Source organism: Kosakonia pseudosacchari (assembly GCF_900184035.1).
Classification (GTDB): domain Bacteria; phylum Pseudomonadota; class Gammaproteobacteria; order Enterobacterales; family Enterobacteriaceae; genus Kosakonia; species Kosakonia pseudosacchari.
On record NZ_FXWP01000023.1, the window covers coordinates 47,376 to 68,275 of the forward strand.

At 55.5% G+C, this 20,900-nt stretch carries 20 protein-coding genes; 12 read left to right on the forward strand and 8 right to left on the reverse strand.

Translation table 11 applies throughout. The features are described 5' to 3' along the window. Positions 1 to 100 precede the first annotated feature (100 nt). From pfkA to cpxP, 3 genes are all read right to left on the reverse strand, one after another. Positions 101 to 1,063, reverse strand: coding sequence for a 6-phosphofructokinase (gene pfkA / locus BN2591_RS18255; RefSeq protein WP_017459651.1), 963 nt, complete (start codon positions 1,061 to 1,063; stop codon positions 101 to 103). 210 nt (positions 1,064 to 1,273) lie between these two features. Continuing rightward, on the reverse strand, positions 1,274 to 2,158 hold the full coding sequence (gene fieF / locus BN2591_RS18260) for a CDF family cation-efflux transporter FieF (RefSeq protein ID WP_086873305.1): 885 nt from the start codon (positions 2,156 to 2,158) through the stop codon (positions 1,274 to 1,276). Positions 2,159 to 2,308: 150 nt separating this feature from the next. After that, the gene (gene cpxP, locus BN2591_RS18265) at positions 2,309 to 2,812 is read right to left on the reverse strand and encodes a cell-envelope stress modulator CpxP (RefSeq protein ID WP_020455929.1); all 504 of its coding nucleotides are present in this window, start codon (positions 2,810 to 2,812) and stop codon (positions 2,309 to 2,311) included. Between the two features lie 151 nt (positions 2,813 to 2,963). Between cpxP and cpxR the strand changes: the two genes are divergently transcribed. Further along, positions 2,964 to 3,662: an envelope stress response regulator transcription factor CpxR gene (cpxR, locus tag BN2591_RS18270; protein ID WP_086873306.1), complete on the forward strand. Its 699-nt coding sequence runs from the start codon at positions 2,964 to 2,966 to the stop codon at positions 3,660 to 3,662. Next, positions 3,659 to 5,032, forward strand: coding sequence for an envelope stress sensor histidine kinase CpxA (gene cpxA / locus BN2591_RS18275; protein WP_045512355.1), 1,374 nt, complete (start codon positions 3,659 to 3,661; stop codon positions 5,030 to 5,032). Before cpxR ends, cpxA begins: the two co-directional genes overlap by 4 nt. Before the next feature lie 34 nt (positions 5,033 to 5,066). Here the strand turns inward: cpxA and yiiM are convergent, their stop codons facing one another. Further along, positions 5,067 to 5,741: a 6-hydroxyaminopurine reductase gene (gene yiiM / locus BN2591_RS18280; RefSeq protein ID WP_086873307.1), complete on the reverse strand. Its 675-nt coding sequence runs from the start codon at positions 5,739 to 5,741 to the stop codon at positions 5,067 to 5,069. Positions 5,742 to 5,902: 161 nt separating this feature from the next. On the opposite strand from yiiM, the gene BN2591_RS18285 reads away from it, so the two are divergent. Then, positions 5,903 to 6,796: a dihydrodipicolinate synthase family protein gene (locus BN2591_RS18285; RefSeq protein WP_086873308.1), complete on the forward strand. Its 894-nt coding sequence runs from the start codon at positions 5,903 to 5,905 to the stop codon at positions 6,794 to 6,796. A gap of 36 nt (positions 6,797 to 6,832) precedes the next feature. Here the strand turns inward: BN2591_RS18285 and kdgT are convergent, their stop codons facing one another. The 4 genes from kdgT to rhaS (BN2591_RS18305) form a co-directional block, all read right to left on the reverse strand. Continuing rightward, the gene (kdgT, locus tag BN2591_RS18290) at positions 6,833 to 7,816 is read right to left on the reverse strand and encodes a 2-keto-3-deoxygluconate transporter (RefSeq protein WP_086873309.1); all 984 of its coding nucleotides are present in this window, start codon (positions 7,814 to 7,816) and stop codon (positions 6,833 to 6,835) included. Between the two features lie 256 nt (positions 7,817 to 8,072). Continuing rightward, on the reverse strand, positions 8,073 to 8,693 hold the full coding sequence (sodA, locus tag BN2591_RS18295) for a superoxide dismutase [Mn] (protein ID WP_086873310.1): 621 nt from the start codon (positions 8,691 to 8,693) through the stop codon (positions 8,073 to 8,075). 360 nt (positions 8,694 to 9,053) lie between these two features. Next, a complete protein-coding gene (rhaR, locus tag BN2591_RS18300; protein WP_086873311.1) occupies positions 9,054 to 9,902 on the reverse strand; it encodes an HTH-type transcriptional activator RhaR in 849 nt (282 codons plus the stop codon). A 73-nt stretch (positions 9,903 to 9,975) separates the two neighbouring features. Continuing rightward, positions 9,976 to 10,812, reverse strand: a complete 837-nt coding sequence (gene rhaS / locus BN2591_RS18305; protein WP_086873312.1) for an HTH-type transcriptional activator RhaS — start codon at positions 10,810 to 10,812, stop codon at positions 9,976 to 9,978. Between the two features lie 299 nt (positions 10,813 to 11,111). Here rhaS (BN2591_RS18305) and rhaB point away from each other — a divergent pair, with 299 nt between their 5' ends. From rhaB to rhaM, 9 genes are all read left to right on the forward strand, one after another. Further along, positions 11,112 to 12,581 (forward strand): rhamnulokinase, encoded by a 1,470-nt coding sequence (rhaB, locus tag BN2591_RS18310; protein WP_086873313.1) that lies wholly within the window; start codon positions 11,112 to 11,114, stop codon positions 12,579 to 12,581. Then, the gene (gene rhaA / locus BN2591_RS18315) at positions 12,578 to 13,837 is read left to right on the forward strand and encodes an L-rhamnose isomerase (RefSeq protein WP_086873314.1); all 1,260 of its coding nucleotides are present in this window, start codon (positions 12,578 to 12,580) and stop codon (positions 13,835 to 13,837) included. The genes rhaB and rhaA overlap by 4 nt, the downstream gene beginning before the upstream one ends. Before the next feature lie 66 nt (positions 13,838 to 13,903). Continuing rightward, positions 13,904 to 14,734 (forward strand): rhamnulose-1-phosphate aldolase, encoded by an 831-nt coding sequence (gene rhaD / locus BN2591_RS18320; RefSeq protein ID WP_086873315.1) that lies wholly within the window; start codon positions 13,904 to 13,906, stop codon positions 14,732 to 14,734. Positions 14,735 to 14,816: 82 nt separating this feature from the next. Beyond that, positions 14,817 to 15,803 (forward strand): rhamnose ABC transporter substrate-binding protein, encoded by a 987-nt coding sequence (rhaS, locus tag BN2591_RS18325; protein WP_086873316.1) that lies wholly within the window; start codon positions 14,817 to 14,819, stop codon positions 15,801 to 15,803. A gap of 49 nt (positions 15,804 to 15,852) precedes the next feature. Beyond that, a complete protein-coding gene (locus BN2591_RS18330; protein WP_086873317.1) occupies positions 15,853 to 17,364 on the forward strand; it encodes a sugar ABC transporter ATP-binding protein in 1,512 nt (503 codons plus the stop codon). After that, the gene (locus BN2591_RS18335) at positions 17,364 to 18,368 is read left to right on the forward strand and encodes an ABC transporter permease (RefSeq protein WP_086873318.1); all 1,005 of its coding nucleotides are present in this window, start codon (positions 17,364 to 17,366) and stop codon (positions 18,366 to 18,368) included. The genes BN2591_RS18330 and BN2591_RS18335 overlap by 1 nt, the downstream gene beginning before the upstream one ends. Beyond that, complete coding sequence (locus tag BN2591_RS18340; protein ID WP_086873319.1) at positions 18,365 to 19,369, forward strand: ABC transporter permease; 1,005 nt, start codon at positions 18,365 to 18,367, stop codon at positions 19,367 to 19,369. The genes BN2591_RS18335 and BN2591_RS18340 overlap by 4 nt, the downstream gene beginning before the upstream one ends. A 62-nt stretch (positions 19,370 to 19,431) precedes the next feature. Then, positions 19,432 to 20,580 carry a lactaldehyde reductase gene (fucO, locus tag BN2591_RS18345; protein ID WP_086873320.1) on the forward strand — a complete coding sequence of 383 codons (1,149 nt, stop codon included), beginning with the start codon at positions 19,432 to 19,434 and terminating at the stop codon, positions 20,578 to 20,580. Continuing rightward, entirely contained in the window at positions 20,577 to 20,891 is a 315-nt protein-coding gene (gene rhaM / locus BN2591_RS18350) for an L-rhamnose mutarotase (RefSeq protein WP_017459671.1), read from the forward strand. Before fucO ends, rhaM begins: the two co-directional genes overlap by 4 nt. Positions 20,892 to 20,900 lie beyond the last annotated feature (9 nt).

Here is a 20,900-nt window from a genome sequence, read left to right on the forward strand (position 1 = left end):
AAAGAGATCCAATGATTAAAGAATAAAAAAAGATTGGCTATAACTTTGGGGAATAAATCAGGATAAAAAAACGCCCTCGTTATTGAGGGCGTTTTTGCTCTTAGTAGAGTTTTTTCGCGCAGTCGAGCCAGTCGCCTTTGAACGGGCGTTTCATGTTCTCAATGGCGTCGATGATGTCGTGGTGCACCATTTTTTCGTTCTGAATACCGACACAACGGCCGCCATAACCCTGCAGCAACAGTTCGATCGCGTAAGAACCCATACGGGAAGCCAGAATGCGATCGTAAGGCACCGGAGAACCGCCGCGCTGGATATGACCAAGAACGGTGGCGCGGGTTTCACGCTGGGTTTCGCTTTCGATGTATTTTGCCAGCTCGTCGATATCGCAGATGTGCTCGGTAATCGCCACGATGGCGTGTTTTTTACCTTTGGCGATACCCGCTTTGATTTCTGCTACCAGGTCTTCACGGTTGAATTCCACTTCCGGCAGTACGATAAACTCGCAACCGCCCGCAATCGCCGCCGCCAGCGTCAGGTCGCCGCAGTAGCGACCCATCACTTCAACGATGGAAATACGCTGGTGGGAAGAAGAGGTGTCACGCAGGCGGTCAATGGCTTCCACCACGGTTTGCAAGGCGGTGAAGTAACCGATGGTGTAGTCGGTACCTGCTACGTCGTTATCGATGGTGCCCGGCAGACCGATGCACGGGAAACCCATTTCAGTCAGTCGCTTAGCGCCCATGTAGGAACCGTCGCCACCGATCACCACCAGCGCGTCGATACCGCGTTTTTTCATGTTCTCAATAGCCACGGCGCGGATATGCTCTTCACGGAATTCCGGAAAGCGGGCGGAGCCGAGGAATGTACCGCCGCGGTTGATCATGTCGGACACGCTGTAGCGGTCAAGTTGGATCATGCGGTCTTCGTACAGGCCGAGGTAACCGTCATAGATACCTGCCACTTCCAGACCTTCTGTCAATGCTGCGCGGACGACGCCGCGGATCGCGGCATTCATGCCTGGCGCATCACCGCCACTTGTCAACACACCGATTTTTTTAATCATGACTACCTCTGAACTTAGGAATGCAAAATAAAATTCTGTGGCCCGAAGCGACTCCCCTGTGGGAGCGAACAACTATGCTGCTATGGTGCAAATAGTATATCAATCCCAGCTTGCTGAATTGATTCAGGTCAGACCAAATGGCGGTAATTTATACACAAAAAGTTGGTCTGGCTCACTCTTTTACAACGAAATACGAAAGCCTCTGCGTGCTTATCGTCCTTGAGGTACTACCGAACATGGGTCCTGATGGATTATCACATCAGAACCCGGGAAACGTTGCAGAATCGCCTGTTCTACCTGCTCAGCAATAAGATGCGCCTGAACGAGCGGCAGGTTATCTTCCATTTCCAAATGTATTTGAATAAAGCGGGTCGGCCCTGACTGCCGCGTGCGAAGATCGTGAGCGCCGCTGACGCCCGGCCAGGAGGTGACAATGGTGAAAATTTCCTGTCGCTCTTCGTCGGGTAAAGCTCGGTCCAGTAATGCCTGAACCGCGTCATACCCCATGTGTAACGCGCTATACAAAATATAGCTGCCAATACCCAGCGCAAACAATGCATCTGCACGATGCCATCCATACCAGGAGAGCCCCAGCGCGATGAGAATTGCGCCGTTCATCATAACATCAGACTGATAATGAAGCATATCCGCCCGCACCGCCTGGCTGTGGGTTTTCCGCACTACCCAGCGCTGAAAAGTGACAAGGATCACAGTGCTAAACAGCGCGATCAACGTGACCGTAATACCAATACCTGCATCACGAAGTGGTTCAGGCTTAGCAAGGTGCTGAATCCCCGTCAAAAACAGGAACAACGCTGAACCAGAAACAAACATACTTTGTGCCAGCGCAGCCAGCGATTCCGCCTTTCCGTGGCCGAATGTATGCTCTTCGTCAGCGGGTTGCAGCGAATAGCGTACCACTAACAAGTTGGTTAACGACGCGGCAATATCCACCAGCGAATCCACCAGCGCCGCCAAAATACTGACCGAACCGGTTAACCACCACGCGATGATTTTAATTACCAGCAGTGACGATGCCGTGACGGTCGCCGCAACCGCTGCCCGGGTAACCAAACGCCCATAGGATTGATTCATAAACGCTCCTGCCTGGATCCAGCAGGGATTATAACGAAAGGCAGACAACAGCAATGGGGAAATTAAACAGTGGAATTGCGGGCAAAAAAAACCCCTCCATCATGGAGGGGAAGACAGGGATGGTGTCTATGGCAAGGAAAACAGGGTTTGTTACTGGTAATGCCGGGTACTACTGCTACTCATAACCATCGACGGAGAACTTTGTTGCATCTGCGCCACTTCGCGCAGTTGCGTCATCCGTTGCTGGTGTTTCTGGTTTAAAACCGCTTGCTGCTCCGGCGTAAGCAGGTTGTACATCTGGTTGCGGACTTTCGCCATTTCAACCTGACGAGCTACTTGCTCCTGCGCCATTTTTTCTGCCTGAGCGCGCACAGCGTTTTCATCAAAATTTTCTGCGGTGACAAGGCGATGCATTGTCTCCATTTCGCTAACATTAACAGGAGGCTGATCGTGCCGCGCCTGCCTCATTAAATCCCGCATCTGCTGACGCTGATGTTCGGTTAAATTAATACCGTCGAACATATGGCTCTGAACACTGCGCTGCGCAAACCCATCTATCGGGTGCCAGTTATCGCCTGTTACGACGTCAGCAGCCTGGCTAACGGTGCTAAACGCCAGCGTTGAGGCCATGACGGCAGCGGTAACGATGCGCATCATTTACTCCAGTAACCTTTTCGTCTCACGATTCAACGATAATCAGTCTACGATTCAGGCTGCAAACATGCGTCAGGGGGTGTAAAACAACGTAAAGTCATGGATTAGCGAGTCTCGATGACGTAATTTCTGCCTCGGAGGTATTTAAACAATGAATAAAATCCTTTTAGTAGATGATGACCGAGAGCTTACTTCCCTGTTAAAGGAGCTTCTCGACATGGAAGGTTTCAATGTGCTCGTTGCCCATGACGGGGAGCAGGCGCTCGACCTCCTCGACGACAGCATCGACCTGCTTTTGCTTGATGTCATGATGCCGAAGAAAAACGGTATCGACACACTTAAAGAGCTACGCCAGACACACCAGACACCGGTCATTATGCTGACCGCCCGCGGCAGCGAACTCGATCGCGTACTCGGCCTTGAGCTGGGCGCGGATGACTATCTGCCAAAACCGTTTAACGATCGTGAATTAGTCGCGCGTATTCGCGCCATCCTTCGTCGCTCGCACTGGAGCGAACAGCAGCAAAGCAACGATAACGGCTCGCCTACGCTTGAAGTGGATGCGCTAAGTCTGAATCCGGGTCGTCAGGAAGCCAGTTTTGAAGGCCAGGCGCTGGAACTGACCGGCACCGAATTCACCCTGCTTTACTTGCTGGCTCAACATTTAGGCCAGGTGGTATCGCGTGAACATTTGAGCCAGGAAGTGCTGGGTAAACGTTTAACACCGTTCGATCGCGCTATCGATATGCACATTTCCAATCTGCGCCGCAAACTGCCGGAGCGTAAAGATGGGCATCCGTGGTTTAAAACCCTGCGCGGCCGCGGTTATCTGATGGTGTCCGCTTCATGATAGGAAGTTTGACCGCCCGCATCTTTGCCATTTTCTGGTTAACGCTGGCGCTGGTATTGATGCTGGTGTTGATGGTGCCAAAGCTGGACTCCCGTCAGATGACGGAGTTGCTGGACAGCGAGCAGCGCCAGGGTGTGATGATTGAACAACATGTTGAAGCGGAACTGTCGAACGACCCGCCGAACGACCTGATGTGGTGGCGCAGGCTTTTTCGCGCCATCGACAAATGGGCGCCGCCGGGTCAACGTCTGCTGCTGGTGACCAGCGAAGGGCGCGTCATTGGCGCCGAACGCAACGAGATGCAGATCATCCGTAACTTCATCGGCCAGGCGGACAACTCCGACCATCCGCAGAAAAAGAAATATGGCCGGGTCGAAATGGTAGGGCCCTTCTCCGTTCGTGACGGGGAAGATAACTACCAACTCTATCTGATTCGTCCCGCCAGCAGTTCGCAATCTGACTTTATCAACCTGTTGTTTGACCGCCCGTTATTGCTGTTGATTGTCACCATGCTTATCAGCTCGCCGCTGCTGTTGTGGCTGGCATGGAGCCTGGCGAAACCGGCGCGTAAGTTGAAAAATGCGGCGGATGAAGTGGCGCAAGGCAACTTGCGGCAGCATCCGGAACTGGAATCCGGGCCGCAAGAGTTTCTGGCCGCCGGAGCGAGTTTCAACCAGATGGTGACGGCGCTCGAACGTATGATGACCGCGCAGCAGCGCCTGCTTTCCGACATCTCACACGAACTGCGTACACCGCTCACACGCTTACAGCTCGGCACCGCCCTGCTGCGTCGCCGCAGCGGTGAAAGCAAAGAGCTCGAGCGCATTGAAACTGAGGCGCAGCGGCTGGACAGCATGATCAACGATCTGCTGGTGATGTCGCGCAATCAGCAGAAAAACGCGCTGGTCAGCGAAACGGTGAAAGCCAATCAGATGTGGAATGAGGTGCTGGATAACGCGGCGTTTGAAGCGGAACAGATGGGCAAATCCCTGACGGTCAACTTCCCTCCGGGCCCGTGGCCACTGTACGGTAACCCCAGCGCGCTGGAAAGTGCGGTCGAAAACATCGTGCGCAATGCGCTGCGCTACTCACACAGCAAAATCGAAGTCAGTTTCGCGGTGGATAAAGACGGCATCACCATTAACGTGGACGATGACGGCCCCGGCGTCAGCCCGGAAGACAGGGAACAGATTTTCCGCCCGTTCTACCGCACCGACGAAGCACGCGATCGCGAGTCCGGCGGTACGGGGCTTGGTCTGGCGATTGTCGAAACCGCTATCCAGCAGCATCGCGGCTGGGTAAAAGCAGACGACAGCCCGCTCGGCGGTTTACGCCTGACGATATGGCTGCCGTTATATAAACGCGCTTGATAACCCGTCCTCTCCGCTCACCGGAGGGGGCGTTTTATTTACCCAACAACCTGCGTGAATTATCTTCAATCTTGCCGCTCAAACGCCGCTTTTGCATCGTACGTGTCCAGCTCGCCGACAATCCCGCAGCGGACAGCAGGCGATGATACTGCTCATCGTCAAATGGCTGAAACCAGGCAATCGCCGCTGCGTCATAAACGCTAACATCACTTACACGTGAAACCAGCTCCAGCGGTGCTTCCGCCGACACATTGCCGCCCGCAATCACCCGATAAAGCCAGCCAGTGCGGCCGCTGGACTGCATCTGCGAAGACATATCGCTGATGCCAAAGTGGAAATTGAGTTTGAAACAGGGCGAGCGCGGCTGCGTCACCTGAATCAGCGCGTCGCCCCAGCGAAAGATATCGCCGATAAAGACATTTTTCTCTGTCAGGCCGCTGGTGGAAAGGTTTTCGCCAAACGCGGGCGCACAAAATAATGCCGCCTGCTGCGGAAACATCTGCGCCCAGTGCGTATAGTGTTCTCGCGGGTAATGGCACAACGCGCGATCCGTCCCACCGTGGTAACTCTTTTCCGCCTGCTCGTCCCCGACGATGCCGGTTTCGGTTAGCGTGAGTTCACCATCAACCTGCAATTTTGCGATGGCGCTCGGTCGGCTGCCCTGATAATCCCTTATTTTTCCTACAAACACGTCAACCGGATGTTGCATATTCCCTCCAACAGGCTTCGTTCATCACGGTATTACACCACAATTGTTCGCAGACCAAACCTGCAAAAATGAGACATTCATGCACATGCGCACCGCTGTGCCGTGCTATCACTTACCTTACGCTTTTGAAACATGATTTCATTAATCGAGGAGGCAGTGACGTGACGCAAACAATCCCCTTTTCCGGCGTCTGGTGTCCTTCCATCACGCCGATGGACAGTGAAGGCAACATCGATCTCAATGGATTAAAGCAGCATATTACCCGCCTGACGGCGGCGAAAATCGACGTGGTATTGCTGATGGGCAGTATCGGCGAGTTCGCCTCTTTCACACTCGATGAACGAATAATGTTGATTCGTGAAGCGCGCGCTATGTCACCCATTTCGATGGTGGCTAACGTCTCTTCCACCTGTTTTAACGACATCCTGTGGATGGCGGATGAAGCCTACCGCACTGGCTATGAAGCCGTGATGGTGCTGCCGCCTTATTACTATGGGCAAACCAGCAACCAGCTTTTAAGCTACTTCCGCGCGCTGGGCAAAGCGATCAGCGGCAAATGGTTTGCCTATAACTTCCCGGCGCGAACCGGCTGCGATTTAATCCCCGAGTTGGTGGCGACGCTGGCCGCTGAATTCCCCGATTTTGCTGGCATTAAAGACACCGTGGATTGCCAGTCGCACACCCGCAATATGATTCTGGCAACCAAGAACGTGCGCGATGATTTCGCCGTGCTGTGCGGTTACGACGAATATTTCATTCCCAACCTGCTGGCGGGCGGCGCAGGGGTGATTTCAGGCTTAAACAACGTGATGCCGGAACTGTTCGTTAAAGCGCGGGAAGCGTGGCGGCAAGGTGATTTATCAACGCTGCATCAGGTGCAGCAAGAGATCGGCAAATTGATGGTCATCTACAGCATCGGCGACGATTTTGTTACTACCATCAAAACCGTGGTATCGCGCAAATTTGGCTACTGCACGCCTGTCGCCCGTAACTTCGGCGGCGCCCTCAATGAAGATCAGTGCAACCTTATCGACACCGTTTTTGCTATCCGGTAATGCAAAAGCCGACCTGTAAAGGTCGGCCTCATTGCGTTATTTGACGGTGTTTCGTAGTAAAACTTCCGCTTCCGCCCCTTTCACTTTTCGTGACCAGACAGACGTCAAAATCGGCACCAGGATCGAAGTAACAATCACCGATGTCGCCACCAGCGCGGTGGCTGCCGGTGCCATCGCTTTGAAGTCCGGCACCATTTCAGCAATCAACACCGGCGTAGCCACTGCGGCACCCGCCGAACTGGAGGCCGCCAGCCCCGCGGTTCCGTCGCCGCCGCCAATCAGTTTATCGGCAATAATCAGCGGGATCCCGGTGATGACAATTACCGCGACGCCGAGCAAAATCCCCAGCAGCCCGGTTTGCGCAATCACGCTTAAATCAATGGTGTTGCCAAGCGCGAAAGCGAAGAACGGAATCAACGTCTGCACCGCCTTGCTGAAGAACTCGCGCAGTTCCGGGTCGAGATTACCCAGCGCGAACCCCACGAGGAAGGGCAGCACCGCGCCGACAAACACATGCGGTTCAAAAGAAGCAATACCGGCAGTACCGAGGATGATCATCGTCATCAATGGGCCGGACTCCAGCGACATCAGCACAAATGCCCCGGCCTCCTCCTTAGTGCCGTACTGCTGCATGATGGAGGCGTACAACCCGCCGTTGGTCATATCCATCGAGGCCACCAGTGCCAGCGTCGATAGCCCGGCGAAAAACCCCGCTTCCACGCCGTGTTCCGGAAGCAACCGCGACGCAACCGCCGCCACTATCCACGCCACCGCGATTTTCGTCACCACCAGCGTGCCGGATTTACGCAGCACCGTACCGGTCGCGCTCAGTTTGATTGAAGCTCCCATACAAAAAAACCACACTGCAAGGATCGGCACCGTCCCGGTAATCATGCCGTTAGTGAACGAACCGAAGTATTTCCCGGCACCAGGCGCAAAAGTGTGGCACAAGGCACCGATGAACAATGGAACCAGCATCATCCCGCCAGGGATTTTCTCTATTGCACGCTTGATTTGCATATCTTCACCTGTAAAAACCGTTCGATTTTTATGGCGCAGGCACTCCGGTTGAACGGAACAACAGCCGCGCGGATGAAGAGAGCGTAGACCGGGATTGATGCGAGAAAAGTGATCAAACAACCATAACAAAACATTATTTCATTATTTTAGGATCAGCGTTCCTTTTGGTTTCTGGCGGGCAAAAAGGAATAAAAAAGCCCCGCTGGCAACGCCTGGCGGGGCTTCGACTCACGCTATCGTACGTGACGAAAGCGGCTTATTTTTTCGCAGCGAAACGCGCAGCCGCTTCGTCCCAGTTCACTACGTCCCAGAACGCTTTGATGTAGTCCGGGCGGCGGTTCTGGAATTTCAGGTAGTAAGCGTGTTCCCACACATCCAGACCCAGGATCGGGAAGCCGGACACGCCAGAGATCGCTTCACCCATCAGCGGGGAGTCCTGGTTAGCGGTAGAAACCACAGCCAGTTTGTCACCTTTCAGTACCAGCCATGCCCAGCCGGAACCAAAGCGAGTTGCCGCTGCTTTTTCGAATTCAGCTTTGAAGTTGTCCACGGAACCGAAATCACGCTCGATAGCAGCTTTCAGGTCGCCCTGCAGGGTGGTGCCTGTCTTCAGGCCTTTCCAGAACAGGCTGTGGTTAGCGTGACCGCCTGCGTTGTTACGCAGTACGGTTTTTTTGTCCGCAGGCAGCTGGTCCAGTTTGGTGATCAGCTCTTCAACCGGCAGGCTGGCGAACTCCGGCAGGCTTTCCAGCGCGGCATTCGCGTTGTTCACGTAGGTCTGGTGATGTTTAGTGTGATGGATTTCCATCGTCTGCTTGTCGAAATGCGGTTCGAGGGCATCGTATGCATACGGCAGAGCGGGCAGTGTATAGCTCATATTCATCTCCATTAAGGGTAAGCGGCTATTGTGTTAACGCCGCGTAAGCAGTTGGTTCATTATAGTTAATTAAATGATATTGAAAATGTTTATCAATGCCGTAGTTTTAATAAGGTTATAACTTTTGGTTATGTTATTGAAATCGTGAAGCCGTCCGCCCGCATCACGCCATGGTTGCCGGTCTGCAACGCAACGCGGCAAATATTTGAAGTGTGATCCTTTGTGCGATTTTTACTTCCATCGACCAGGCAGCGCAGCAACCTGTGCGCGACTGGATGAGGTTTTTAAGGGTGGAAAAACATTGATGGCAACCCGCAAGACAGGGCTGCGTAGTGAGTCGAACCAGACAGGGCAAGCGAATCAGGCAGCAATCCGGCTGCGATGACGCCACTGACCCGGCGTCATCCCCACTTCCCGGCTAAACACCACCGAAAAGTAGTTGCTGTCTTCAAACCCGCACTGCATGGCGATTTCGCTGATCATCTGCTCGGAGTGCTGCAACAAAAATTGCGCATGGCAAATGCGTAACTGGCGCAAATAGTGGTTGATGGTCATCCCGGTTTGAGTGCGAAACTGCTGGCGCAGCGCCCGCTCGCTGCACTGTTCCTGTTCACAAAAACGCTCCAGCACAAAGCTGCGATTCAGGCTGCCGGAAAGGGCGGTGATCAGTTTATCCAACAGCGCTTCGCTGTGGGTCGCGGCGAGGTTATCGGTAGCGAAACGGTGGCGTTTTAGGGTCATCACCAGTTGGGCAAACAGGGTTTCCGCCATCAGATTCGCCAGCGGATCGTCCTTCGCGCTCTCATGTTCAAGTTGCGTAATCACCTGCCGCGCCTGCGCCATTCCGCTGCTGCCAATCCGCCAGTGCGGGTTGGACGGCGCGCCGTTAAGCCCCGGAATATGCGCGGCCCAGTCGAGATTCAGCGTCAGCCGGTCCGGACAGTAGATAATGTTCTGTAACACCAGGTCATTAACCGAGGCGTATGAGTGACAATCTTCGGCGCGAATATAAAACAGATCGCCGCGCGTAATGCGGTAAGGGCGGTCATTAAGCACATGCAACCCATTGCCGCGCCACACCATTACCAGTTCGCAGAACTCATGTGTATGTTCGGCAAAGACATTTTGCGGGTAGCGATCGGCCACCACAACCGCCTGTCCGGCGCGCGGGAAAAAGTCTGCTTTACGAAGAATTAACTCACCAGCCACAACGCCACCTCTGCCGTGAACAACCTGACATTATTAGCGGAAGCCCGAAAAAAAATCGGTGATAACCTTCTCGTTACTGGAGCAGCGTGTCGCGCCCCTGGCGGATATCACGCGGTGACCAGTCAAATTCGCGGCGAAACAGCGTCGAAAAGTGGTTACTGTCGCCGAACCCGCAGCGAAAAGCGATATCCGTCACGCTCTCGTCGCTGTGGCGCAGCATATGGCGTGCCTTAATCAACCGCAGGCGGTTTAAATAGCGCTGCGGCGTCATACCGGTGGACTGTTTAAGCTGGCGATGCAGCGTGCGCAATGACAAGGTGAACTGTTCCGCCAGCGACTCCCAGCAAATATCCTCGGCGAAGTGATCCTCCAGCCACAGCATCAGCTGGTTCAGCCGCGCATCGCTGTTACCCGCATCTTCCTGCTGGCTGCTTTTACGCAATAACACCAGCAACTGCATAAACAGGATCTCACGGTTGGCAATGTCATGGGTTGCCACTTCACTGCCCATCTCTTCCATCTGGCTAATGATGCCGCGCACCTGCCCCAGCGTGTGCTGGCTTACCCGCCAGTGCGACGGGTAATGCCCGTCCTGCTCCTGCGGCAGCAACTGGTTCAACCCGGCAAGGAACTGGAACGCATCCGGCGAGCGGTACAGCACATTGGTCAAACAGAGATTATCGGTATGTTCATACAAATGGCGGTCATGATCGCGCACAAAACAGACCGTGCCGCCGCTGATGGTATAAGGCTGGCCATTAAATACATGAATCCCCGTTCCGTGTTCGACAATCACGATTTCATGAAAATCATGGTGATGTTCCGGAAACGCGGCCTGGGGCAATCGCGGTTCAATGGCAACGGGTGATTTACCTGTCGGAAAAAAATCCACGCTATGCAGTACGGTCATGATTGCCCCGGTCTTGAGAAATGTTCTCAAAATAGTAATTAAGGGTTTTCGACCTCACCTTAAATTTTCGACGCCAATTCGCGCATAGCCTGCCGTTTTTTCAAGAAACGCCCGGAAAGATCGGGAAATGTGGTGAGGGTCACAATGGCCGAAAACCGCGCGATTACTGGAAACTGTGAACTCTCTCACGTTCACCTTTGCTTTCTTGCCAGCGCGAAATCGCCGCTGTCAGTAGCAAGAAGGTACGGCTGTCGCGCCCTTTTTAGACTGTCCGCAATGACTCTAAGAAGGACCCGATCATGACTTTTCGCCATTGTGTTGCGGTGGATTTAGGCGCCTCCAGCGGACGCGTCATGCTGGCGCGCTATGACCGCCAGAACCGCACGCTTTCGCTTCGCGAAATTCACCGTTTTGTGAACTGTCTGCAAAAAGTGGACGGCTTTGATTGCTGGGATATCGACGGCCTGGAAGCTGAAATCCGCCTTGGACTGAACAAGGTTTGCGCCGAAGGTATACAGCCAGACAGCATCGGTATTGATACCTGGGGTGTTGATTACATCCTGATTAACCGCGAAGGCCAGCGCGTCGGGTTGCCGATAGCCTACCGCGACAATCGCACCGATGGCGTGATGCACCGGGCGCTGCAAAATCCTGGCAAAGCCGATATCTATCGTCGTAGCGGTATTCAGTTTTTACCCTTCAACACCCTGTACCAGTTGCGCGCACTGGCAGAACAGCAACCGCACTTGCTGGAACAGGCCGATCACGCGCTGCTGATCCCGGATTACTTCAGCTACCGCCTGACCGGCAATCTCAACTGGGAATACACCAACGCCACTACTACCCAACTGGTCAATATCAATACCGATACCTGGGATGAATCATTGCTGGGCTGGGCTGGCGTTCCGTCTCGCTGGTTTGGCACGCCAACCCATCCGGGCAATGTTATCGGCAACTGGATCTGCCCGCAGGGTAATGCCATTCCGGTCGTCGCCGTCGCCAGCCACGATACCGCCAGCGCGGTGATCGCCGCACCGCTGGAAAATCACGACGCGGCCTATCTCTCTTCCGGCACCTGGTCACTGATGGGCTTTGAGAGCAAAACCCCGCACACCAGCGATGAGGCGCTCGCTGCCAACATCACCAATGAAGGCGGTGCCGAAGGCCGTTACCGGGTACTGAAAAACATCATGGGGTTGTGGCTGCTGCAGCGCGTGCTGAAAGAGCAAAACATCTCCGACTTACCGGCGTTAATCGCACTCACCGAGCAACTTCCTGTCTGCCGTTTTGTGATTAACCCGAACGATGATCGCTTTATCAACCCGGACAACATGAGCGCCGAGATCCAGGCCGCCTGCCGGGACGCGGGCCAACCCGTACCGCAGAACGCCGCCGAACTGGCGCGCTGCATCTTCGATAGCCTCGCGCTGCTGTATGCCGATGTGCTGAGCGAACTGGCGTTCCTGCGCGGTAAGCCGTTTACCAGCCTGCATATTGTCGGCGGCGGCTGCCAGAACCAATTACTGAACCAGCTCTGCGCCGATGCCTGCGGGCTGCCAGTGGTCGCCGGGCCGGTGGAGGCCTCGACGCTGGGCAATATTGGCGTGCAACTGATGACGCTGGATGAGTTAAGCAACGTCGATGACTTTCGCCAGCTGATCACGGCTAACCACTCACTGATTACGTTTACCCCTAATCCTGATAATGAAATCGCCCGCTATGTCGCGCGCTTTCAGCCAAAACGACAGACAAAGGAGCTTTGCGCATGACCACTCAACTTGAACAAGCCTGGGACATAGCTAAACAGCGTTTCGCCGCTGTGGGGATTGATGTCGAGGAGGCGCTGCGCCAGCTCGACAGGCTGCCGGTTTCCATGCACTGCTGGCAGGGCGATGACGTTGCCGGTTTCGAAAACCCGCAAGGCAGCCTGACCGGCGGCATTCAGGCTACCGGTAATTATCCGGGCAAAGCGCGTAACGCCACGGAACTGCGCGCCGATCTGGAACAAGCGCTAAGCCTGATCCCAGGTCCAAAACGCCTGAACCTGCATGCGATTTATCACGAAGCCGAAACGCCGGTCGCGCGGAATGAAATCAAACCCGAGCACTTCAAAAACTGGGTGCAGTGGGCAAAAGCCAATAACCTGGGGCTGGACTTCAACCCGTCCTGCTTCTCGCACCCGCTGAGCGCCGATGGCTTCACGCTTTCCCACGCTAACGACGAGATCCGTCAGTTCTGGATCGACCACGTGAAAGCCAGCCGCCGCGTTTCTGCATATTTTGGCGAGCAACTGGGTACGCCGTCAGTAATGAATATCTGGATCCCGGACGGCATGAAAGATGTCACCGTTGACCGTCTCGCGCCGCGCCAGCGTCTGCTCGACGCGCTCGATGAGGTGATCAGCGAAAAACTGAATCCGGCGCACCATATCGACGCGGTGGAAAGTAAGTTATTCGGCATCGGCGCTGAGAGCTACACCGTCGGCTCCAACGAGTTCTATATGGGGTACGCCACCAGCCGCCAGACCGCGCTGTGCCTTGATGCCGGCCACTTCCATCCTACGGAGGTTATCTCCGACAAAATCTCTGCCGCCATGCTTTATGTGCCGCGTCTGCTGCTGCACGTCAGCCGTCCGGTACGCTGGGACAGCGACCACGTTGTGCTGCTCGATGACGAAACCCAGGCCATCGCCAGTGAAATTATCCGCCACAAACTGTTCGACCGCGTCCACATCGGGCTCGACTTCTTCGACGCCTCCATCAACCGCATCGCCGCGTGGGTGATTGGCACGCGCAACATGAAAAAAGCGCTGCTGCGCGCGCTGCTCGAACCGGTTGAACAACTGCGCCAACTGGAAGCGGACGGTGATTACACCGCGCGTCTGGCGCTGCTCGAAGAGCAGAAATCCCTGCCGTGGCAGGCGGTGTGGGAAATGTACTGCCAGCGCCACGATACGCCAGCCGGTAGCCAGTGGCTGGAAAGCGTGCGTGCCTATGAGAAAGACGTATTAAGCAAACGTGGCTAATCGCTGCGCATTCATCAGACCCGGTAAGCGCAGCGCTACCGGGCAATAAACGGGAAACAGAAGACTATGCAGACCATTACCGATTCCTGGTTCGTCCAGGGGATGATCAAAGCCACCTCGGACGCCTGGCTGAAAGGCTGGGATGAACGCAACGGCGGCAACCTGACGCTGCGCCTGGATGAAGCCGATATCACATCGTTCGCCGCCGATTTTCACCAGAAACCGCGCTATATCGCCCTGAGCCAGCCAATGCCGCTGCTGGCCAATACGCCGTTTATCGTCACCGGCTCCGGTAAATTTTTCCGTAACGTGCAGCTCGATCCGGCAGCAAATTTAGGCGTAGTGAAAGTCGACAGCGACGGCGCGGGCTACCACATTCTGTGGGGGCTGGAGCATGACGCGGTTCCGACGTCAGAGCTACCGGCGCACTTCCTGTCGCACTGCGAACGCATCAAAGCCACCGGCGGGAAAGACCGCGTGATTATGCACTGCCATGCCACCAATCTGATTGCGCTGACCTACGTGCTGGAAAACTCCGCCGATTTGATTACCCGCAAACTGTGGGAAGGCAGTACCGAGTGCCTGGTGGTGTTCCCGGATGGCGTTGGCATTCTGCCGTGGATGGTGCCAGGCACGGATGAAATCGGCCAGGCGACCGCCAAAGATATGCAGAAACATTCGCTGGTGCTGTGGCCCTTCCACGGTGTGTTCGGCAGCGGGCCGACGCTCGACGAAGCCTTTGGCCTGATCGACACCGCCGAGAAATCTGCCGAGGTGCTGGTAAAAATCTATTCGATGGGCGGTATGAAACAGACCATCACGCAGCAAGAGTTGATTGCGCTGGGTAAACGCTTTGGCGTGACGCCGCTGCAATCGGCATTAGATCTGTACCCATAACAACATCGCGCCCCGCTCATTGAGACGGGGCGAATCCTCACCTGCAAGCCCTACAAACACTAACTCTCGTGGAGTAAAAGCAATGAAAACAAAAGCAAGCTTAATCCTCACCGTTGCCATGCTGGCGTTGTCCGGTTCCGCTTTAGCTGAAGTAAAAATCGCCCTTGTGGCGAAATCTTTAGGTAATGGCTTTTTTGAAGCAGCAAACACCGGCGCACAGGAGGCAGCCAAAGAGCTAGGTGATGTCCAAGTGATCTACACCGGTCCCACCACCACCACGGCCGAAGCGCAGATCGAAGTGCTTAACGGGTTGATCGCCCAGGGGGTGGATGCGATCGCCATCTCCGCCAACGATCCCGATGCCGTGGTGCCGGTGCTGAAAAAAGCGATGCAGCGCGGCATCAAAGTGGTGTCGTGGGATTCCGGCGTGGCAAAAGCCGGACGCCAGATCCACCTCAACCCCTCGAATAACGCGCTGATTGGCGAAACCAACGTCAAACTGGCCGCCGATGCGCTAAAAGCGCTGAACGTTGAAAAAGGCGATGTGGCGATTCTTAGCGCCACGCCCACCTCCACCAACCAGAACATCTGGATTGCGGAGATGAAAAAGGTGCTGCCGAAGTACCCGTCGATTAACCTGGTGACCGTCGCTTATGGCGACGATCTCTCCGATAAAAGCTACCGCGAAGCGGTCGGCCTGCTGAAATCGTACCCGGACCTGAAAGTGATCGTCTCGCCGTCGTCGGTCGGCATTGTCGCGGCGGCGCAAGCGGTAAAAGACCAGGGCAAGATTGGCAAAGTGTATGTCACCGGTTTAGGGCTGCCGTCTGAAATGGCGGGCGCGATTAAGTCCGGCGCGAGCAAAAGTTTCGCCATCTGGAACCCGATCGACCTCGGTTATGCCGCCACCTATTTAGCGGATGATCTGGTGAAAGGTACGGCGACCAAAGACGAAGCCAGCATGGGCAAACTCGGCAAAGTGAAACTGGATGCCGACGGTAACGGCGCAATGGCGGAACCGTTCGTCTACGACGCCAGCAACATTGATAAGTTCTCGAAGATTTTCTGATCCCTTCCTGCCCTCTTTTGCGGGAGAGGGCAAAAACTGGAGAACTATCATGACGGCATCCACCCCTCTGCTGTCGCTCAAGGGCATCACCAAGGTCTTTCCCGGTGTGCGCGCCCTTGAGAACGTGCAGCTCGATCTCTGGCCCGGCAAAGTCACCGCGTTGATCGGTGAAAACGGCGCGGGAAAATCCACGCTGGTCAAAGTGATGACCGGTATTTACCAGCCTGAAGAGGGCGAAATTCTCTATAAAGCGATCCCGATTTCACTGCCTACGCCCGAATCGGCGCATAAAGTGGGGATCACCGCCATTCACCAGGAAACAGTGCTGTTCGACGAACTCTCGGTCACCGAAAACATCTTTGTCGGGCAGTATTTATATAAAGGGCTGTTGAAAAAACTCGACTGGCCCGCCATGCACCAGCAAGCGCAGGCGATCCTTACCCGGCTGGAAGTGCAAATTGACCCGCGCGCGACGCTGAAAACATTGAGTATCGCCCAGCGCCACATGGTGGCGATTGCCCGTGCGCTCTCCTTTGAAGCGCAGGTGGTGATTCTGGACGAACCGACAGCCGCGCTCTCGCAGCATGAAATTCTGGAGTTCTACCAAATCGTTGAGCGCCTGAAGCAGGAAGGCAAAGCGATCCTGTTTATCTCGCACAAGTTTGATGAAATTTTCGAGCTGGCGGATCACTACACCATTTTGCGCGACGGGGTGTATGTCGATTCCGGCGCCATCAATGACATCAGCGAAGAGCGAATGGTGGCGATGATGGTCGGGCGCGCCATTAACCAGAGCTGGCCGAAAGTGGCCTGCACACTCGGCGAAACCGTGCTTGAAGTGCGCGATTTATGCCATCCCACCGAATTTGCCCATATCAACTTTTCGCTGCGCAAAGGCGAGATCCTCGGCTTTTACGGCCTGGTCGGTGCCGGTCGCACGGAACTGATGCAGGCGCTTTCTGGCGTGTCGCGCCCCGCTTCGGGCGACATCATCCTTAACGGGCGAACGATGCATTTCCGCCAGCCTGCGGATGCCATCAACGCCGGGATTGTCTGTGTGCCGGAAGAGCGGCAAAAGCAGGGCGCGATTATCGAACTGTCGATTGCCCAGAACATCAGCCTGCCGCAGCTCAGCAAACTCAATAGCAACGGCGTGCTCAACGAGGCCAAAGAGTGGGCGCTGGCGGATGAGTACGCCCGGCGTTTGCAGGTGAAAGCCTTTAGCTGGAAACAGGCGGTAGAAACCCTCTCCGGCGGCAATCAGCAAAAAGTGGTGATCGGCAAATGGCTCGCCACCCATCCGGAAGTGATCATTCTTGATGAGCCAACGAAAGGCATCGATATCGGCTCCAAAGCCGCCGTACACCAGTTTATGTCTGAACTGGTGGCACAGGGGCTGGCGGTGATTATGGTCTCTTCCGAACTGCCGGAAGTGATGGGCATGGCCGATCGGGTGATCGTTATGCACGAAGGGCTGATGGTCGCCGAATACCAGGCCGGTGAAGCGACGGCGGAAACCATCGTCAGCGCCGCCAGCGGTGCCGGGGAGGAGGCAGCATAATGTGGCAACAACTGCTTAAACATCGCGAAGCGCTGCTCGGCGGCGTGATTGTGCTGCTGGTGCTGGCTATCGGCAGCCGTGTCCCTTCGTTTATCAGTCCCGGTAACCTGGTGGAGATGTTCAACGATACCGCCATTCTGATAATCCTCGCCCTCGGACAAATGATGGTGCTCCTGACCAAAGGTATCGACCTGTCGATGGCGGCCAACCTGGCGCTGACCGGCATGATTGTCGCGTTGATCAACTTCCATCACCCGGATGTGCCGGTCTGGTCGTTGCTGCTGCTGGCAACAGTGCTCGGACTGGTGATGGGCATCATCAATGGTCTGCTGGTATGGAAACTCGGTATCCCGGCGATTGTCGTCACGCTTGGCACCATGAGTATTTATCGCGGGATGATCTTTTTGCTCTCCGGCGGCGGCTGGGTGAACTCGAACCAGATGGGCGCAGATTTTCTCGGCCTGCCGCGTGCCTCGGTGCTGGGTTTGCCAGTACTGAGCTGGTGCGCCATCGCCGTATTGCTGCTGGTGGGCTACTTCCTGCGTTATAGCCGCACCGGGCGAGCGCTCTATACCGCGGGCGGCAACGCCACGGCGGCGTATTACACCGGTATCAACGCCGGGAAAATGCAGTTTGTCAGCTTCTGCCTTTCTGGCGCACTGGCAGGTTTTTGCGGCTATTTGTGGATTTCACGTTTTGCCGTGGCCTATGTCGACGTGGCTAACGGGTTCGAACTGCAAGTGGTTGCCGCCTGTGTGATTGGCGGCATCAGCACCATGGGCGGCACCGGGCGCGTGCTCGGCTGTTTGTTCGGCGCACTGTTCCTTGGCGTTATCAATAACGCGTTGCCGATAATTGGCATTTCGCCGTTCTGGCAGATGGCGATTTCCGGCACGGTGATCGTCATCGCGGTGCTGCTCAACGAGCGCGGTAACAAACGCAAAGGCCGCCTGATCCTGCGTGACGCGGCGCTGGCGCGACAAAAACAGGCGGTGAAACCATGAGCAAAATATTGACTTCTGAGCCCGTGAAAAATACCCCTGCCGCAACACCACTCTTTAAGCGCTTGTTGTGCTGGGAAGGTTTTTTACTGGCGGTGACGCTGGCGGTGTTTGTGGTAAACGCCCTCGCGTCGCCCTATTTCCTCAATATCTGGAATCTTTCCGACGCGACGTTCAACTTCACCGAAAAAGCGATCATCGTGTTGCCGATGGCGATGCTGATCATTGCCCGCGAAATTGACCTTTCTGTCGCCGCCACCATCGCGCTCAGCTCAACGGCGATGGGCTTTTGCGCCCAGGCGGGTATGGATACGCCGCTGCTGGTGGGCGTCGGTTTGGGCGTTGGACTGCTGTGCGGATTGTTCAACGGCATTCTGGTCACGCGCTTTAACCTCTCTTCGATTGTGATCACCATCGGCACCATGAGCCTGTATCGCGGCATTACCTACATTCTGCTGGGCGATCAGGCGCTTAATACCTGGCCTGCGAGTTTTGCGTGGTTTGGTCAGGGTTACGTGTGGGGCGCGCTGTCATTTGAGTTTGCCTTGTTCATCGTGCTGGCGCTGCTGTTCGCTTTTCTGTTGCACAAAACCAACTTTGGCCGCCGCACGTACGCCATCGGCAATAACCCGACCGGCGCGTGGTATTCCGGCATCAATGTGAAACGCCATAACCTGCTCCTCTTCGCGCTGGTGGGGCTGATGGCGGGCCTGGCCTCGGTGCTGCTGACGTCGCGTTTGGGCAGCACACGCCCGACGATTGCGCTCGGTTGGGAACTGTCGGTAGTGACGATGGCGGTGCTCGGCGGCGTCAATATTCTCGGCGGTTCCGGCAGCATGGTCGGCGTGATTATCGCCGCCTTCCTGATGGGGCTGGTGACCTTTGGCCTGAGCCTGCTCAATGTGCCGGGCATTGTGATGTCGATTATCGTCGGCGCGATGCTGATTGTGGTGATTTCGCTGCCAATCATTACCCGCCGCATGATGCAGCGCAGGCGTTTATGAATCCCTCCGGCGACAGGGCGTTTCGTCGCCGGTAAAAATCAAACAAAATAAAGGAGTGATGTATGAGCTTTATGTTAGCACTACCCAAAATCAGCCTGCACGGTGCGGGCGCTATCGGCGATATGGTCACTATGGTGGCGAACAAACAGTGGGGAAAAGCGCTGATTGTCACCGACGGGCAACTGGTCAAACTGGGTCTGCTGGACAGCCTGTTTGCCGCGCTGAAAGCGCATAACATGCCGTATCACCTGTTTGATGAGGTATTCCCGAACCCAACGGAAGCGTTGGTGCAACAAGGCTATGCGGCGTTTCAAAACGCCGCCTGCGATTACATTATCGCTTTCGGCGGCGGCAGCCCGATCGATACCGCCAAAGGGGTGAAAATCCTCACCGCCAACCCCGGCCCGTCGACCGCCTATTCCGGCGTCGGCAAAGTGAAAAACCCCGGCGTACCGCTGGTCGCCATCAATACTACCGCCGGTACGGCGGCGGAGATGACCAGTAACGCGGTGATCATTGATTCCGCGCGTCAGGTGAAAGAAGTGATTATCGACCCGAACATTATTCCTGATATCGCCGTCGATGATGCCAGCGTGATGCTGGCGATCCCCGCTTCTGTTACCGCCGCAACCGGCATGGATGCGCTGACCCACGCCGTTGAAGCGTATGTCTCGGTGGGCGCGCACCCGTTGACCGACGCCAATGCGCTGGAAGCGATTCGCTTAATTAACCTGTGGCTGCCAAAAGCGGTTGATAACGGTCACAACCTTGAAGCGCGTGAGCAAATGGCGTATGGCCAGTATCTTGCCGGTATGGCCTTTAACAGCGCCGGTTTGGGTCTGGTGCATGCGTTAGCGCACCAGCCGGGCGCCACGCATAATCTGCCGCATGGCGTGTGCAATGCCATCCTGTTGCCAGTTATCGAAAACTTTAACCGCCCGAACGCCGTTGCCCGCTTTGCCCGCGTGGCGCAGGCGATGGGCCTGAATACCCGCGGGATGAGCGATGAAGCCGCCAGCATGGAAGCCATCAATGCCATCCGCACCCTGAGCGCGCGTGTTGGTATTCCTTCTGGTTTCAGCAAACTCGGCGTTACCAAAGCGGATATCGAAGGCTGGCTGGATAAAGCGCTCGCCGATCCGTGCGCACCGTGCAACCCGCGTACCGCCAGCCGTGATGAAGTTCGCGAGCTGTATCTGGAGGCATTATGATCCGCAAAGCCTTTGTGATGCAGGTAAATCCCGATGCGCACGAAGAGTATGAACGCCGCCACAATCCGATCTGGCCGGAGCTGGAAGCGGCGCTGAAAGCCGGTGGTGCGCACCATTACGCCATTTTTCTCGATAAACAGCGCAATCTGCTGTTCGCCACCGTTGAGATTGAATCGGAAGCACGCTGGAACGCCGTCGCGAAGACAGAGGTGTGCCAGCGCTGGTGGAAACATATGCGTGATGTGATGCCGGCCAACCCGGACAACAGCCCGGTCAGCGCGGAATTAAAAGAAGTGTTCTACCTGGAGTAAGCGGTTCCC